This window comes from Salicibibacter halophilus (genome assembly GCF_006740705.1).
In the GTDB taxonomy this organism is placed as follows: domain Bacteria; phylum Bacillota; class Bacilli; order Bacillales; family Marinococcaceae; genus Salicibibacter; species Salicibibacter halophilus.
Map to the genome: position 1 here is coordinate 2,941,059 of NZ_CP035485.1, position 16,153 is coordinate 2,957,211.

At 45.9% G+C, this 16,153-nt stretch carries 16 protein-coding genes; 12 read left to right on the forward strand and 4 right to left on the reverse strand.

Annotated features, from left to right (window positions below):
• The first annotated feature begins 78 nt into the window (after positions 1 to 78).
• The 7 genes from EPH95_RS14300 (at position 79) to EPH95_RS18940 (ending at position 6,941) form a co-directional block, all read left to right on the forward strand.
• Positions 79 to 1,284, forward strand: coding sequence for a CynX/NimT family MFS transporter (locus EPH95_RS14300; RefSeq protein WP_142091627.1), 1,206 nt, complete (start codon positions 79 to 81; stop codon positions 1,282 to 1,284).
• Between the two features lie 100 nt (positions 1,285 to 1,384).
• Positions 1,385 to 2,449 (forward strand): TRAP transporter substrate-binding protein, encoded by a 1,065-nt coding sequence (locus EPH95_RS14305; RefSeq protein WP_142090728.1) that lies wholly within the window; start codon positions 1,385 to 1,387, stop codon positions 2,447 to 2,449.
• Positions 2,450 to 2,498: 49 nt separating this feature from the next.
• Complete coding sequence (locus EPH95_RS14310; RefSeq protein WP_227003926.1) at positions 2,499 to 3,011, forward strand: TRAP transporter small permease; 513 nt, start codon at positions 2,499 to 2,501, stop codon at positions 3,009 to 3,011.
• Positions 3,008 to 4,276 carry a TRAP transporter large permease gene (locus EPH95_RS14315; protein ID WP_142090730.1) on the forward strand — a complete coding sequence of 423 codons (1,269 nt, stop codon included), beginning with the start codon at positions 3,008 to 3,010 and terminating at the stop codon, positions 4,274 to 4,276. The genes EPH95_RS14310 and EPH95_RS14315 overlap by 4 nt, the downstream gene beginning before the upstream one ends.
• A gap of 245 nt (positions 4,277 to 4,521) precedes the next feature.
• On the forward strand, positions 4,522 to 6,318 hold the full coding sequence (locus EPH95_RS14320) for a PQQ-dependent sugar dehydrogenase (RefSeq protein WP_227003927.1): 1,797 nt from the start codon (positions 4,522 to 4,524) through the stop codon (positions 6,316 to 6,318).
• Positions 6,309 to 6,758, forward strand: coding sequence for an FIMAH domain-containing protein (locus EPH95_RS14325; protein WP_142090731.1), 450 nt, complete (start codon positions 6,309 to 6,311; stop codon positions 6,756 to 6,758). Before EPH95_RS14320 ends, EPH95_RS14325 begins: the two co-directional genes overlap by 10 nt.
• Before the next feature lie 15 nt (positions 6,759 to 6,773).
• The gene (locus EPH95_RS18940; protein WP_160141783.1) at positions 6,774 to 6,941 is read left to right on the forward strand and encodes a hypothetical protein; all 168 of its coding nucleotides are present in this window, start codon (positions 6,774 to 6,776) and stop codon (positions 6,939 to 6,941) included.
• 138 nt (positions 6,942 to 7,079) lie between these two features.
• Here EPH95_RS18940 and nhaC read toward each other — a convergent pair whose 3' ends face one another.
• The 3 genes from nhaC to EPH95_RS14340 all read right to left on the reverse strand — a co-directional run bounded on the left by nhaC (position 7,080) and on the right by EPH95_RS14340 (position 9,879).
• On the reverse strand, positions 7,080 to 8,462 hold the full coding sequence (gene nhaC, locus EPH95_RS14330; protein WP_227003928.1) for a Na+/H+ antiporter NhaC: 1,383 nt from the start codon (positions 8,460 to 8,462) through the stop codon (positions 7,080 to 7,082).
• 60 nt (positions 8,463 to 8,522) lie between these two features.
• The gene (locus EPH95_RS14335; RefSeq protein ID WP_142090732.1) at positions 8,523 to 9,101 is read right to left on the reverse strand and encodes a hypothetical protein; all 579 of its coding nucleotides are present in this window, start codon (positions 9,099 to 9,101) and stop codon (positions 8,523 to 8,525) included.
• A gap of 106 nt (positions 9,102 to 9,207) precedes the next feature.
• Positions 9,208 to 9,879 carry a type 1 glutamine amidotransferase domain-containing protein gene (locus EPH95_RS14340; protein WP_142090733.1) on the reverse strand — a complete coding sequence of 224 codons (672 nt, stop codon included), beginning with the start codon at positions 9,877 to 9,879 and terminating at the stop codon, positions 9,208 to 9,210.
• 360 nt (positions 9,880 to 10,239) lie between these two features.
• On the opposite strand from EPH95_RS14340, the gene EPH95_RS14345 reads away from it, so the two are divergent.
• Genes EPH95_RS14345 through EPH95_RS14355 form a run of 3 tightly spaced genes read left to right on the forward strand, consistent with a single transcriptional unit; the run spans position 10,240 to position 13,058 of the window.
• Entirely contained in the window at positions 10,240 to 11,250 is a 1,011-nt protein-coding gene (locus EPH95_RS14345; RefSeq protein ID WP_142090734.1) for an ABC transporter substrate-binding protein, read from the forward strand.
• A 19-nt stretch (positions 11,251 to 11,269) separates the two neighbouring features.
• A complete protein-coding gene (locus EPH95_RS14350; RefSeq protein ID WP_142090735.1) occupies positions 11,270 to 12,286 on the forward strand; it encodes an ABC transporter permease in 1,017 nt (338 codons plus the stop codon).
• Positions 12,261 to 13,058, forward strand: a complete 798-nt coding sequence (locus EPH95_RS14355) for an ABC transporter ATP-binding protein (protein ID WP_142090736.1) — start codon at positions 12,261 to 12,263, stop codon at positions 13,056 to 13,058. Before EPH95_RS14350 ends, EPH95_RS14355 begins: the two co-directional genes overlap by 26 nt.
• Before the next feature lie 406 nt (positions 13,059 to 13,464).
• On the opposite strand, the gene EPH95_RS14360 is transcribed toward EPH95_RS14355, so the two are convergent.
• Positions 13,465 to 14,127, reverse strand: coding sequence for an SDR family oxidoreductase (locus EPH95_RS14360; protein WP_142090737.1), 663 nt, complete (start codon positions 14,125 to 14,127; stop codon positions 13,465 to 13,467).
• Between the two features lie 65 nt (positions 14,128 to 14,192).
• On the opposite strand from EPH95_RS14360, the gene EPH95_RS14365 reads away from it, so the two are divergent.
• Positions 14,193 to 15,179 (forward strand): 2-hydroxyacid dehydrogenase, encoded by a 987-nt coding sequence (locus tag EPH95_RS14365; protein WP_142090738.1) that lies wholly within the window; start codon positions 14,193 to 14,195, stop codon positions 15,177 to 15,179.
• A gap of 10 nt (positions 15,180 to 15,189) precedes the next feature.
• Positions 15,190 to 16,140: a ribose-phosphate diphosphokinase gene (locus tag EPH95_RS14370; RefSeq protein WP_405127391.1), complete on the forward strand. Its 951-nt coding sequence runs from the start codon at positions 15,190 to 15,192 to the stop codon at positions 16,138 to 16,140.
• The last annotated feature ends 13 nt before the right edge of the window (positions 16,141 to 16,153 follow it).

Here is a 16,153-nt window from a genome sequence, read left to right on the forward strand (position 1 = left end):
ATCGTGTTCTCGAAGCTCTTTTTCAATTCAATATGATAAAATAAGGAGACTGGAATGGTTTGCCTTAAAAAACCGCGTATGAACAAAAAAACGCTTATTGCCATAGTAGCCATTGTATTCGTCGCGTTCAATCTGCGCCCGGCGATTACCAGTGTTGGTCCACTTGTTGGTATTATTAGAGATGATCTGGGAATCACAAACAGCCAAGCGGGTTTCATTACGACAGTTCCACTTCTCGCATTTGCTTGCTTTTCTATTGTTGCACCGATCCTTGCAAAAAAATGGGGCATTGAATGGGCAATATTTTTGGGGCTTGCAACGCTTTTCATTGGCATTCTATTACGTTCATTCGGAATATCTTCCATGTTGTTTATCGGTACTGCGATTGTCGGGGTGGGAGTTGCCGTGTGTAATGTACTTCTCCCCGGTTTTGTGAAACAGAAATTCGATAGGCTACAAGGGGTAATGACTAGTGTATACACGACATCGATGAGTCTTTTCGCCACTATTGCTTCAGGTCTTAGCATTCCACTTGTTTTCAATTTTAACTTAGAATGGAATGGCTCACTAGCAACGTGGAGTATCATCGCAGTTATAGGTTTGATTTGCTGGGCACCGTTATTGCGCGGTACTAATGCTAACCTAAAGAAAGAGAGATCTTCTCAAGCAACTGGAGGGAAATTATGGCATTCTCCTTTAGCCTGGCAAGTAACCGCTTTTATGGGATTGCAATCTATGCTTTACTACAGTATGGTTACTTGGTTACCGGAGATTGTTCAAGCTAATGGTATTCCTATAGCTACTGCTGGTATGTTATTAGCATATATGCAATTAAGTGGTTTACCAATGACGTTCATAACACCGATCCTTGCCACTCGCATGCAAAACCAACGTGCAATTATTGTGGTGATAGTCTTTTTTTATTTTTTCGCTATGTCCGGTTTGCTTTATATAGGAGATTCTCTGTTTGCCCATTTATTTTTTATTACCTTACTTGGAGGCGCAAATGGCGCGAGTATTAGTTTATCATTAGTTTTATTTAATTTACGCACAAGATCCGCTAGCCAAGCGTCACAATTGTCGGGAATGGCACAATCGTTTGGGTATTTGCTCGCGGCAACCGGTCCAATATTATTAGGGTCTATCTTCGATTTTACTGGTTCTTGGTTTATTCCGTTGATCATTCTATCTTTGGTGATTATTATCTTGCTCATCGCGGGCCTATTTGCCGGCAGAGATTCGTATGTATTTTCAGAACAATCAGCGAAACGAAGTGTTATTTGATTCCGAAATTGAGAATTGAATTCCCAATATAATAAGACGTATGGCTTGAAAGCGCTTAAAATAATAGGAAAGATAATACACTAATGGGGAGGTTAAATTAATGAAAAAGCTTTGGTTAAGTGGATCAATGGTTGCTACACTAGTAATCGCAAGCGCTTGTGGCATTAGCAGTGAGGAAGTGTCAGAGGATCAAGCCGACAGTGACACTAATGATGATCAAGAGGAAGTCAGTGAAACCGATACTAGCGATGCTGAGTATGAAATACAATTCGCGCATGTTGTAAATCCGGGTACTGCAAAAGGGCAGGCAGCCGATTATTTTGCTGATTTATTGGAAGAGAGGTCAGATGGTCAAATCGCTGTAAGCGTTTACCCTGATTCTCAATTAGGTAGTGATCGCGAAATCATTGAACAAATGCAATCAGGAACTGTAGAAATGAACGCGCCTTTCACAGGTGTTTTACCTTCTTTTGTACCGCAGTATCAAGTATATGATTTACCCTATTTATTTGAAGATCGAGAGCATGCTTTTGAACTGTCCACAGGAGAGCTGGGAGATGCTCTCAATGAATATCTCCCGGACCAAGACTTAAGATTTTTAGGATTTTGGGATGGCGGCTTTAAACATTTTACAAATTCCGATAAGCCTATTGAAAGCCTTGAAGATATGCAGGGATTATCAATGCGGGCATCTCAAAGTCCTCTACTCATTTCACAATTTGAAGCTTGGGGGGCCAGCGCTGAATCGATAGACTTAAATGAATTGTATACTTCATTGGAGCAGGGTACGGTAGATGGGCAAGAAAATCCTTTGTCCAATATTGTCTCGCAAAGCTATTATGAAGCTCAGGACTATATGACTTATAGTGAACATGGATATATGGGGTATCCACTGCTCATCAGTGAAAGCTTTTATCAAGAGCTTCCTGAAGATTTACAAGAAACTCTTCACGAAGTTGCTGATGAAGTAAATGAATGGCAATGGGAAGTTTCTGAACAATCCGAAGAGGAATATGCTGAGACACTAGAAGAGGCATCTATAGAGGTTAACGAACTGCCCGAGGAGGAGAGGGAAGAATTCAGAGAAGCGAGTGAAGAGGTTTATGATGAGTTCAGAGAGAATATTGAAGATGGAGAAGAAATATTAGATATAGTGGAAAACTAGTATAAGGTTATAACAAGGGGATGTTTCATCACCCCTTGTTATCTAAAGGGTGGTTGCATTGACCAAGCTAAACAAATTTCTGGATCATCTTGAAGAATATTTTGGGGTTATATCATTGATCGCTGCATCGGGACTCATATTTCTTAACGTTGTTATGAGATATGTATTTAGTACATCCATACCTTGGTCCGGAGAAGCGGCGCGATATTTAATCATCTGGTTTATATTTATTGGAAGCAGCTTCGCGGTTAGAGAGCGAGCACATGCAAAAGTGGATGTATTGGTTTCCTATGTTTCTCCGAGAGTCCAAAAAGTCTTGTCTATTTTAGCGTCTTTTTTTGCTATTAACTTTTGCGTATTTTTGATCGTATCCGGTATTCAAACGGTTCAAAATGTTGCTGCATTTTCCAGTATAACGCCAGCGTTAGAGATTCCAATGTATATCCCTTATTTGGCGATTCCGGTTGGTGCTTCACTAATGCTGTACAGATTTTCTCAACTGATAGTAGAAGATATGAAAAGTGATCCTAATAACCAAGACGTAGAGGAGGATCACTTATGATTGCTATTCTTTTATTCATCGTATTAATGGTTATAGGTACACCTTTGGCAGCAGCGCTCGGGCTTGGCAGCATTTATGCCGTGCTTGATGCCGGTCATTCTTTGGATAATGTTACACGAAACATGTTTTCAGGGATAGATTCGTTTACCTTAATGGCGATTCCGTTTTTCATTTTTGCCGGTGATTTAATGTTGGCCGGGGGCGCTTCGAGAAGATTAATTGATGTAGCGAAAAAGGTAGTGGGCTGGGCAACGGGCGGTCTGCCAATTGCCGGGGTATTGTCTTCAATGTTCTTTGCCTCACTCTCAGGATCCAGTCCCGCTACTGTTGCAGCAGTGGGCGGCGTTATGATTCCAACACTTAGGGATGCGCAGTATACTGCAAAATTTTCCGTAGGTTTAATGTGTGCTGCCGGTTCACTGGGGATTATCATCCCACCCAGTATCACTTTACTCGTATATGGAGTCACAGCCGAAGTTTCGATCAGTGAATTATTTATAGCCGGGATTATACCGGGGATATTTATAGGATTTGTGCTCATTATTGTTAGTTATGTAATCGCTAGGAAACAAGGACATAAGCCTGGAGAAAAAAGTTCAATCAAAGAGATCGTGCGCTCTTTCCTAGATGCTTTTTGGGGAATACTCATGCCGGTGATCGTTCTCGGCGGCATTTATTTCGGCGTGTTTACACCAACTGAAGCAGCGGCTGTCGCGATTTTTTACAGTTTGTTTATCGGAATGTTTGTTTATAGAGAAATCAATATGAAGAAGTTATTTGAGGTTACCAAACGTTCCGTACTGATTTCATCTATGGTTATGATTGTTATCGCAAGTGCGCAAATTTTCAGCTGGTATTTAACGATGGAGCAAATTCCAAGTGACATAGCCAGCAATGTCCTTGCCATCTCGACTAACCCTATTATTATCATGTTGCTGATTACACTGATTCTACTCATAGTCGGAATGTTCATGGATACAAGTGCAGCTGTTCTCATACTGACACCAATATTCCTGCCTATTGTTATGGAATTTGGAATGAGTCCTATTCATTTAGGTGTTGTTATGATCGTGAATTTGGCTATTGGAATGTGTACTCCACCTTTTGGATTGAATTTATTTGTTGGAGCAGGTATAAGTAAACTGCCTTTAGCTACTGTAATAAGGGCAACGCTCCCGTTTGTTTTCGTACTCATCATCGCGTTGCTCGTCATTACATTTACGCCCGGTATGTCAACATTCTTGCCTTCGTTTATAAATGATTAGATTGTATATTAAGAGATCAATCAGAATGTTGGGTTGATCTTTTTTTGTATAAAAAGAAGTTCCGAAAATGATAATAGAATTCCATAAATAGGAAGATGGAATAAATGTTAACGATTACAATATATACCATCAGTTTCTATTATTGTGAATAAGGAGGATAGGGATGATAAGTTCTACCTTAATTATTCAAAATTTACTGAAAAGAGAGATTGATAATGAGAAAAAGACCATGGTATCAGGTTAGCATGGGATTACTCATTGTGGCATTCATGGGAGGCAGTCAAATAGGGAACGCCCAGGAAGGTGAGGATCAACCGGTTTCGGATCCGGTTCCCGAGGAACCGCGCCATTCAGGATTGGGTATTACACTGGAAGAATTCACTAGCATTCCTCCATCCAGTGACTCGGCGCCTGAGGCTAGGATCAATTATTTAAGTGAAATTCCTGATGACTCAGGACGTTTAGCCGTGCCTGATCTTAATGGGCCAATGTATTTAGTGGAGGATGGGGAGCCAACCGAGTATCTGGATATTGAGAATGAATTCCCTGATTTTGTAGACTCCCCGGGATTAGGAACAGGCTTTGGCTTTGTCACATTCCATCCCGATTTCGCTGATAATGGTGTTTTTTACACAGTACACACTGAAGCGGGAGAAGCCCTCGAGTCAGAAAAACCTGACCTGCCTTATCCGGAAGACACAGAGTTTCATGGGATAGTGACGGAATGGACAGCTGATGATCCTGATGAAGATACGTTTAGTGGTACAAGTCGTGAAGTGTTGCGGATTGGATACTCTACGCACTTCCACGGAATACAGCAGATTGATTTTAATACCACAGCTGAGCCCGGGGACGAAGATTATGGTTTACTTTACATTGGATCAGGTGATGGAGAATCAGTCCCTGACTTTTCAACCGTTCCACAGGATAAGAACAAGCCGCAAGGAAAAATATTGCGAATTAATCCGAGAGATACGGATGAGGACGGCAATGGATACGGCATTCCGTCTACGAATCCTTTCATAGAGGAATCTGACGCATTGGATGAAGTCTACGCACTAGGATTACGTAATCCGCATCGCTTTAGCTGGGATGATTATGAGGGAGAAGCACGAATGTTCCTAGGAAATATTGGTGAACAAAGAGTGGACTCAGTATATGAAGTCGAAGCGGGAGATAACTTTGGATGGAACGAGCGAGAGGGTTCATTTAGATTTGATTGGGAAGACCCCGAGAATGTATATCCTCTTCCTGAAGATGATGACAGGTTTGGGTTCACTTATCCAGTGATTGAGCTAGATAATCCGAGAGATGTAAACGCAGTCGTAGGAGGCTTCGTTTACCGTGGTGAAGAAATTCCGGAATTGCAGGGAAAATATATCTTCAGTGATGTCGTAAGCGGTACCGTTTACTATTCCGATGTTGAGGAATTGCAAAGTGAGGGCGAGGATGCAAGCGTTTATACGCTGGATCTATTTGATAATGAAGGTGAAAATGTGACCATGCTTGAATTAGCCGGTGACGATGCGTCTCGAGTTGATTTCAGATTTGGTCAAGATGCTGATGGAGAACTGTATGTGATGTCAAAACAAAATGGTGAAATATGGAAAGTGTCGGACGCCAAGCATGTAGTAACGGATGTAATGAATGAGGAAGAGTGGGACCCTATCACCCCGGAAAAATGGGAGTTTACCGGTGAAGAAGTTATCCTTGTGGAAGCGGGAGAAGAACGTCCGGGTCCAAGACGTCCTTCTGAGTACGCAATATTAACAGAAGGGCCGGAATTCAGTTCTGTTCAAATCGATGCTGATGTACGAATCGATGTTCCTGAACCGATTGGACGCGATGTGATAATGATTTTTGGCTATCAATCCGACACGGAGTTCTACTATGCCCACTTATCAGAAGACAATGGCATTTACGCTCATAACGGTATTTTTGTTGTCAACAATGGTGATAGAGAGCGGATTGATGATCAATGGGACGGCTCGGAAGGCCCCCTCCGGCCATTACTGATCAAGAATTTAATCAAGTGCGGATAACACATGATGCCGATACCGGTGATATTGCAGTTTATATGGAGGGGTCCGAAGAACCGTTAATGACAGCTAATGATACGACCTTCGATTCCGGACGTATTGGCTTTGGGTCATTTGACGACATCGGAACGATACGCGATCTAACGGTTACTGGAAGCGGTGAACAAGATGATGAACCAATCAGTGCCGAAAGTATAAAAACCCTTGTTGCGAATTTTGATGAAAGCGGAGCATTTGCTAATGAAGAAGCATCCCACTCCTTATTGCGACATTTGACAGCTGTCGGTCACTATGAAGATCAAGGAGCTGTGGAAAAAGTAGTCCAACACATGGGAGGATTTCACGATTTACTTGACCATCAGCTCGACAATGAATTGATCTCCCAAGAGGCATTTGATGAGCTGAATAGTCAAGCTGAAGCATTAGTACAGGAATGGGAATAACATGAAAACTTTTATGTGGCAGTCAATGACTGCCACAATAAAGCTAAACTTACCCGGCCACATCCAGCAGGCCTGTGGCCGGGTTTGATTATACGTATGCATTGGGAAAGCTTTATTGCCGATTACGAAATGGATGCACTGCATGCTCAAAGTCGCTTTGATGATATGGAAATAAGTATGTGACGTCAATCTAAGAATGAAACCGCGGTCATCCGTATGAAGTCATCGTATTTTTCAGCCAAAAAAGGGATTATATCAGCCAAAACCGACGATATATCAGCCAAACACCGATTAGGCAACCGCTGTGAGCGGTTGCCTAGCTTACGACGAATCATCATCCCTCTTCGCCAACGTCCATCCCGTATACGCATAAAACAGCGCGATAAATGGCGTCACAAGACTAAGGAAAACAAAGAACACATAATCCATCCCGACATTCAACGTTGTCATGACGAATGCTCCGATGACGCCCCATGGGACGAGGGGGTGCAGGATGGTGCCGCCGTCTTCAATCGTTCGGCTGAGGTTTTTTGGATGAAGGTTGTGACGTTTATAGGCATCTTCATACATCTGTCCCGGGAGGATAATCGATAAATATTGTTCCCCTGTGGCGACGTTCACACCAAGGCAAGAGGCCAACGTGGAGGCGATCGTGTTGCCCCGGCTTCTCAGAACCTTCTGCATCCCGGTTATTAACGCTTCGGTTATGCCAGTTCCTTGAATAATCCCGCCGAATGCAAGCGCGATAATAATTAGCGATATCCCGAAGAGCATGTCTTCCAAGCCACCCAAGTCCAGTAGCTCATCAATCGGAGCAAAACCGGTTTCCACGGCAAAGCCGGAGTGGGCGGCTACCATAATATCCCCGAGTGTACTTCCGGGTGCGGTTACAAATGTCGTCAAAGCCGCGACGATAAGCCCCATCGCCAATGAAGGGATTGGCTTCACCCTCGCGACAGCCAAACCAATAATAAGTAGTGGAGATAAAAGCGTTACGACACTAATCGTAAATTCCGATTGCAAAACGGCCATCATTTCTTCGATTTGGCTCGTGTCTGCTGCCCCTTGCGTTGTGGCAAATCCAATCACAGCAAAAATAATCAATGCTATGATAAGCGCCGGTATCGTCGTCCATAACATATGGCGGATGTGTTCAAAAATGTTTGTTTTTGCTGTTGCTGCGGCAAGATTGGTCGTGTCTGAGAGGGGCGACAATTTATCGCCGAACATCGCGCCGCTCACGATCGCGCCCGCGGCCATTGCCGGTGACACATCCATCCCGTAGGCAACCCCCATGAGCGAGACACCAATCGTACCCATGGCACTTAACGAACTCCCGACCATCGTCGCCACAATCGCGGTGATGACCACGGCGGAAACGAGAAACGTAGCGGGAGATAAAAGCTGTAAACCGTAATATGTAATGGTTTGAACCGTGCCATTCAATACCCAGACGCCAATGAGTGTCCCGATTAAACTGAGAATCAGGATCGGGGCGATTCCTTGCGCGATGCCATTAACGATCGACTTTTCCATCTCATCCCATTTAAAACCGAGCAAGAACCCATAAATCGTAACGATCATCGCGCCGATTAAAATTGGAATGTGAGGGGCTGTCCCATAATAAAGGATACTAAAACCAAGAACGAGCATGACGATCAATAAAACCAACAGGGAACCACGAAGACTTGCTTTATTTTCCACGTCGGACCTTCCTCTCTTTAAACCGTTAAAGTGCTATTGTATTAGACGAGAAGAGCAGGATCAACCATCATCCCTTCGCTCCACATCCCTGTCCCGGTTTTTGATTGTCTCTTCCTGTTCTTTCGTCCGCGCGGCAGGGTGGTTGGGATCGTCGTAGCTTCTCTCTGAGGTATGCCAATGGTTATGGCGAATGACGTCATAAATGGCTCGTCCATTGGTCGGCTGTCCATCGGGTTGATAGACAGGCAAGGCATCAAAAAGGACGAAATAAAACGAATAAAATAAAAATGTATTCCAAAAAATTTCCCCGCCCAAAAGTTCGGCACCGAGCAAAAAATTGATGATTGCCGCTACGATAATGTTGCTGAGCATCGGCGAAGCATAAATCAAAATATGCCAGAATTTATGGTCCTTTTGAATTTCATCGTACGTGATCCAGCTCGTCATAAAAAAATACCGGCGTATTTCTATGGAAGGTAAACGAAATAAAACGGGGCCGGCACCTACGTAAATATGTTTATTTTTCGCGCCAAGCAGCGTTGCGACAATATAGTAACCCGATTCACGAATGATGGATACAATAGGCAAAATAAAAAAAGCCGACACGAGCAACCGCAGAAGATCGAATAAGTCAAACACCTGCTACACCTCAGTCTGTTTAAATTGCTGGTTTATTTTTCCCTAGAGTGTAGCGGGCTAAACAAAAAAGGCATGTATATTTTAAATACACGCCCCAGTGGAACACTTACGCTTCTAAAGTTTTCACCAATTGCTTGGCCACGCTAATGGACGATTGCGGGTTTTGGCCCGTGACGAGCTTGCCGTCGGTTTGCGTGTTTTCCGCCCAATCTTCGGCGGTGACGAATGATGCGCCGAGCTCTCTCAGTTTGCTTTCCAACATAAAAGGTACTTCGTTTTCCAGTTGCACGCCACGTTCTTCGGAATCGGTGAATGCCGTAACGGTTTTATTTTTCACGATTGGTGTTCCGTCGTTCAGGGTAGCGCCAACCAATCCGGCAGGTCCATGGCAGACGGCTCCGATCGATTTTCCGTCTTCCGCGAAATTGCGAAGCAAAGAATGAAGCTTTGCGTTATCGGGGAAATCAAACATCGTTCCATGGCCGCCGGGAAGGAAAATGCCTTCGTAGTCATCGGCGTTCACGTTATCAATCGCTTCCGTGTTTTTCAAAAGACGGGCAATCTCTTGCCAGCCATCCGGGATGGTGTCATTTTCCAAGCTGTTTTTATCGATGCGAGATTCGCCGCCTTTCGGGCTGACGACAGTAACCTCGTACCCATTTGCCCGCAATTCCTCATACGGCTCGGCGAATTCCGATAGCCAAATGCCGGCAAAATGTCCGTTGCTCATTTCCTGGCCGTTGGTGACGACCATCAAGATTTTTTTATTGTTAGCCATAGAGCTTCACTCCTTTGTTTAGGTCCATCATACCATTACCCGAAAAAATAGAGGCGTAAACATAAACGCAATCAGATTAGCCCTCGATATTGGGTTTTGAGGACTCTATGTGTTACCTGGAGCACATATGAGTTCTCAGGATTGAGTTTAGCGGACTCATAATGTTTGCCGAGCGTCAAGTGAGTCCGCAAATGCAAAAGGGTGCGAACCTGCCTCTCGTTTTTATGCCTAAAGCGAAAAATCGGTACAGCACAAACAGCTCGATTTAAAATTCCATTGAATTTTTATACAAAATGTTTATAATGTACTTTAACAAATGAAACCGTTGAAGTAATAAAGAACTATAGGGAGAGTGATGAAATGAAAAAGCAAGGGATGTTCAAGGTAGGGTCGATTGTTTTGCTCACAGCATTGCTGAGTGCCTGTGGGGATGAAGAAACAGAGGATGCAGCGGCCGGTGAAGAGAACGGGGACGCAGCGGATGGAGAAAGCTATGACATCGGTGTCGTGCAGTATGCCGATCATCCGTCGTTGGATCAGGCAACGGAAGGGTTTAAAGATGCGGTCGAGGAAGCCGATCTTGACGTCGTGTATGACGATCAAAACGCAAGCGGTGATATGAACGTTCTACAGACGGTCGCGGATACGTTTGTGGGCGACGATGTAGATTTAATTTTCGCAAATGCCACACCTGCGGCACAGATCATGACGTCGTCCACCGATGATATTCCAATTATGTTTACGTCTGTCACTGATCCGGAAGGGGCAGAGCTTGTTGAGACGCTTGATGCGCCGGGCGGAAACACGACGGGAACGATGGATTTGCATCCCGATGCCATTTCGCAATCGGTAGAATTGATGGGTGATGAGTTGGATGTGGAGACGATTGGCATGGTCTATAACGCTGGTGAACAAAACTCGGAGTATCAGGTAAGCTTGGCTGAGGAAGCTGCCGAAGAAGCCGGGATGGATGTGCAAACAGCGACCGTGCAAACGTCCGCTGATGTACAAAGTGCCGCGGAGAGTCTAGTGGGCTCGATCGATGCGTTTTACATTATTACCGACAATGAAGTCGTCTCGGGACTCGATTCCGTCATCGGGGTGGCTGAAGATGAAGGGCTGCCACTGTTTGTCGGTGAGCTTGATTCCGTGGAAGCAGGCGGGTTTGCCGGTTTCGGGTTTTCTTACTATGATATCGGCTATGTAACGGGAGAAATGGCGGTCGATGTTTTGAACGGGGAAGCGGATCCGGAGTCGTTGGCCGTGGAGTTTCCGCCGGAACTGGAGCTTGTCTTTAATGAAGGGGCCGCCGAGCGGATCGATTGGGACGACAGCTGGGATGAGCTTGCGGACGAAATTATTAATGAATAGGAAGTCGAGGTGAAGAGGCATGTTCACCGCCATCTTTGGCTCGATTGAACTTGGACTCATCTATGGAATTATGGCCCTCGGCGTTTATTTGTCGTTTCGGGTGCTTAATTTTCCGGATTTGACCGTAGACGGCAGTTTTGTGACCGGCGGCGCGGTAGCCGCCATTCTGATTGTCGGCGGGTATTCGCCGATTGTAGCGACGATCGCCGCGCTCATCGCTGGATTCATCGCCGGCTGCATCACGGGTACCTTGCATGCGAAAGGGAAAATCAATCCGCTGTTGTCGGGGATTTTAATGATGATCGCGTTGTATTCGATTAATTTGCGGATCATGGGAAACAGTCCGAACATTTCTTTGATGAATGACACCACGATCATTTCCATATTTTCTGATTTTTGGGCTGCTCTCCCGATCGATGGTTGGGTAAATGGCGCCTTGGCCGCCGTCGGCATTCCGTTTATCCCGTCGACATGGGCAGTTTTATTATTGGCCATTCTGATTGTCGTTTTTGTAAAAGCGTTTACCGATTATTTTTTAAAAACCGAAGTCGGTCTTGCCCTGCGGGCGACTGGAGATAATCCGGATATGATTCGCAGTCTGTCGGCAAACACCGACCGCTTAAAAATATTGGGCGTAGGTATTTCCAATAGTTTTGTCGCGCTATCGGGGGCCATTGTCACGCAGTATAGCAGTTTTGTCGATGTGAACATGGGGATTGGGATGATTATTATCGGGCTCGCTTCCGTCATCATCGGAGAAGCGCTCTTTGGAAAAGGATCTGTTTTTAAAATTACCCTCGCCGTGATTTGCGGTGCCGTCATCTACCGCATGGTTGTGGCGTTGGCCCTTCGGGTGGACTTCCTGGAAACCGGCGATATGCAGTTAATCACCGCGGTGATCGTGGTCGGCGCCCTGGTCATTCCAAAAATGCTCGAAAATCAAAACGAACGGCGGCGCAGATCCCGCAAAGCGCGTCAATTGAAACAGGAATTCAAAGGAGGGGGCGGCTCTGCTTCGACTAAGTCAGATCTATAAAGTTTTTAATGAAGGGACGATTGACGAAAAGACCGCTCTCGAGGACGTGAATCTAACCCTGGACCCCGGGGATTTTGTGACGGTGATCGGCAGTAATGGAGCGGGGAAGTCAACGCTCATGAACATGATTTCAGGTAAATTGACACCGGACGTCGGCGCCGTGGAAATCGATGGACGAAACGTGACGAAGCTTGCCGAATATGAACGATCGATGTTTATCGGCCGTGTATTTCAAGATCCCATGGCCGGAACGGCACCATCAATGACGATCGAAGAAAACATGTCGATGGCTTATAGCCGCACAAAGAAGCGTTCTGCATTTTCCGTTGGTGTGACGAAAAAAAGAAAGCATTATTTTAAAGAAAAACTCGAGAGCCTCGGCCTCGGACTGGAAGATCGCCTCACGGCGAAAGTCGGTTTCCTTTCCGGCGGGGAACGCCAAGCGTTGTCTTTGCTGATGGCAACGTTTACGACCCCGTCGATTCTTTTGCTTGATGAACATACCGCCGCTTTGGATCCCGCGCGTGCGGAACTGATCACTGGCATCACAAAAGACATCGTCGAAGAAACACGGCTGACGACGTTAATGGTCACGCACAATATGCAGCAAGCCCTGGATCTTGGCAATCGCTTAATCATGATGGATAAAGGAAAAATCATTTTTGAAGCTTCCGGTGACGAAAAGCAAGCACTCACGATCGAGCAGTTGCTTAATGAATTCCAAAAGATCCGCGGAGAGCAACTCGCGAATGATCGGGCGGTGCTAGGTTGATCGTGATGAGGGTGGCATGCATTCGGCGAACGGCCGGGTGCGTGCTGTTTTTTTCTGTTTACGATATAATCCCGTCGATTACTCTGAGATTATATTGCATAAAGCAGCATTACGATATAATATCGGCGATCGCTCTGTTTTTATATCGTATAAAGCTGTTAAGCGATATAATTCCGGCAATCAGCCCATCTTTATATCGTATTCAACGATAGTCTCCCTTAAAAATGTCCAAACTGACCCTTGGTTCGGACAAATTTTACTTGCTTTGAGTCAAAGTTGTCCGAAGTGAGTACCGGTTCGGACATTTCCCCGCTGACGCTCCTTAGATTTGTCCGAAGTTACCTTTGGTTCGGACAATTTTCCGTTGGTTCTCTGCAAACTTGTCCGAAGTACGATGGTCAGTAACTCAGCCACTCGCGTCGGCTCGAATTACCTCGCCGTTCACAAAAGCGGCATCTTCGGAAGCGAGAAAAAGGGCAATCCCGGCTACTTCTTCGCCGGACGAGTCAAGTTCCACGTCGATTTCAGGCGCGATCGCGTTACAGCGGATGCCTTCATTCCCGTACTGAAAGCCGACGTTTTTTGTCATGCCGAGCACCGCGTGCATCGAAGCCATAGAAGCAAATCCGGCCCCGTTTGCGAAGCCCCCGATGTTGATGATCACGCCTTGCTGCTTTTTTATAAAAATAGGAAGGGCTTTACGGATCGTTCGCATCATGCCGGTGGTGTTTACATCGAGAACTCGGTGCCAGCGTTCGTCAGTGATTTCGGCAGCCGGGACCGTATCATCCATCATCCCGATGGTATTCACGAGAATATCAAACGTCCCGAAATGTTCAATCGCTGCGTCAATCAAATGCTCAACGTCTTCTTCCCGCGTGATGTCTGCCCGATGCGCAAATGCCACCCAGCCACTCACCTCAATGCTCGATAACGTTTCTTTTGCCGCGTCGATATTTTTATCGGAAACAACAACTTTTGCCCCTTCCCGAGCGAAACGCTGAGCAATCGCTCGCCCCACACCTGAACCAGCACCGGTGACGACCGCGACTTTTCCCTTCAATTTCATCTCTATCCCTCCATACACCTAAAATTGTTCCTCCATCAATGCTATAATAGTAAAAGAAAAAATCAATGGGAGTGAAAACGTTGCCCCGTAAAATCTATGTTACTCGAAAATTACCGGAAGATATTGAGTCGCGACTCGCTGAACATTTTGATGTACGGTCATGGGACGAAGAAGACAAGCCGGTGCCACGAGAGACGTTGCTGGAAGAAATCAAAGACGTCGATGGGTTATTTTGCATGATCACGGAAAAGATTGATGAAGAAATCTTGCAAGCAGGGAAACATTTAAAAGTTGTCGCGAACATGGCCGTCGGGTATAACAATATTGATGTGGAAACCGCCACTGCTAACGGCATTACAGTCACGAACACGCCTGACGTCTTGACGGAAACGACTGCCGATCTCGCGTTCGCGCTCTTAATGGCATCCGCGCGCCGTTTGACGGAAACGTCGGATACGCTTAGAAAAGGAGAGTGGGGCGCATGGTCGCCGATGCAGTTCACCGGTCAGGACATATTCGGCGCAACGCTCGGCATCATTGGCCTTGGCAGAATCGGCGAAGCAGTCGTGAAGCGCGCGAAGGGCTTTGAAATGGACGTGCTCTACCATAGCCGAACGAGAAAAAAAGACAAAGAGTCGGAGCTGGACATTGGATACGCGGAATTGGACCAGCTACTCACAAAGGCTGATTTTGCTCTCCTCCTTTTGCCCTACAGTTCAGAAAGTCATCACTTGATTGGGAAGCGGGAACTTGCTTTAATGAAAGAGAATGCGATTTTGATTAATGCCTCCCGCGGTGGTATCGTTGATGAAGATGCGCTCTATCACGCACTCAACAATGGCGAGATTTGGGGCGCCGGACTTGATGTCTATGAACAAGAACCCGTTCCAACGGACCATCCGCTCTTAACGTTGTCGAACGTCACGGCAGTCCCGCATATTGGCAGCGCCAGTGTAAAAACGCGACGCGCGATGGCCGATTTAGCCGCGGATAATCTCATTGAAGGTCTCAATGGAAAAAAAGCAGTGACACCGGTCAATTTACACAATTAGGAGAGAAATCATGAGCTATTCGTTAAATGATTCATTTAAAATTTTTACATTAAGTTCCAATCCTGCACTCACGAACGAAGTAGTCGAACACCTTGGCTGTGAACTCGGAAAAAGTTCCGTCAAACGTTTCAGTGACGGGGAAATCCAGGTGAGCATCGAGGAGAGCGTCCGCGGGTGTGAAGTCTACGTCGTACAATCGACAGCCCAACCGGGGAACGAACACGTAATGGAATTATTGATTATGCTGGATGCATTAAAGCGCGCATCGGCAAAAAAGATCAATGTACTCATTCCTTATTATGGCTACGCGAGACAGGATCGAAAGGCGCGCTCCCGGGAACCGATTACCGCGAAATTGATCGCCAATCTTCTGGAAGCCGCCGGCGCAACCCGGGTGATCACCATGGACTTGCACGCGCCTCAAATTCAAGGATTCTTTGACATACCCGTTGATCAATTATTGGGCGTGCCGATCATCGCGGATTATTTTAAAGAGAAACAGTTGGAAGATGTTGTGGTTGTCGCTCCCGATAATGGCGGCGTTATGCGTGCCCGCAGAATGGCCGACGAGCTGAATGTGCCAATCGCGTTCATCGACAAGCGGCGCCCGCAGCCGAACGTGGCCGAAGTCATGAATATCGTCGGCGAGTTCGAAGGCAAAAATGCCATCATTATTGATGACCTCATCGATACTGCCGGCACGATCACATCCGCTGCCAATGCTCTGATCGAAAACGGCGCCAATGCCGTCTATGCCTGTTGCACGCACCCGGTTCTTTCCGGTCCCGCGATCAGCCGCATCGACGGATCCCCGATCAAAGAACTCGTCGTGACCAACACGATCGAGCTACCCGAGGAAAAAATGATCGACAAGATCACTACCCTCTCTGTTGCGCCGCTCGTGGCAGACGCGATACACAGAGTGCATAATGAGGTGTCGGTAAGCAGCTTATTTGAATAAGGAAGCAAAAAAC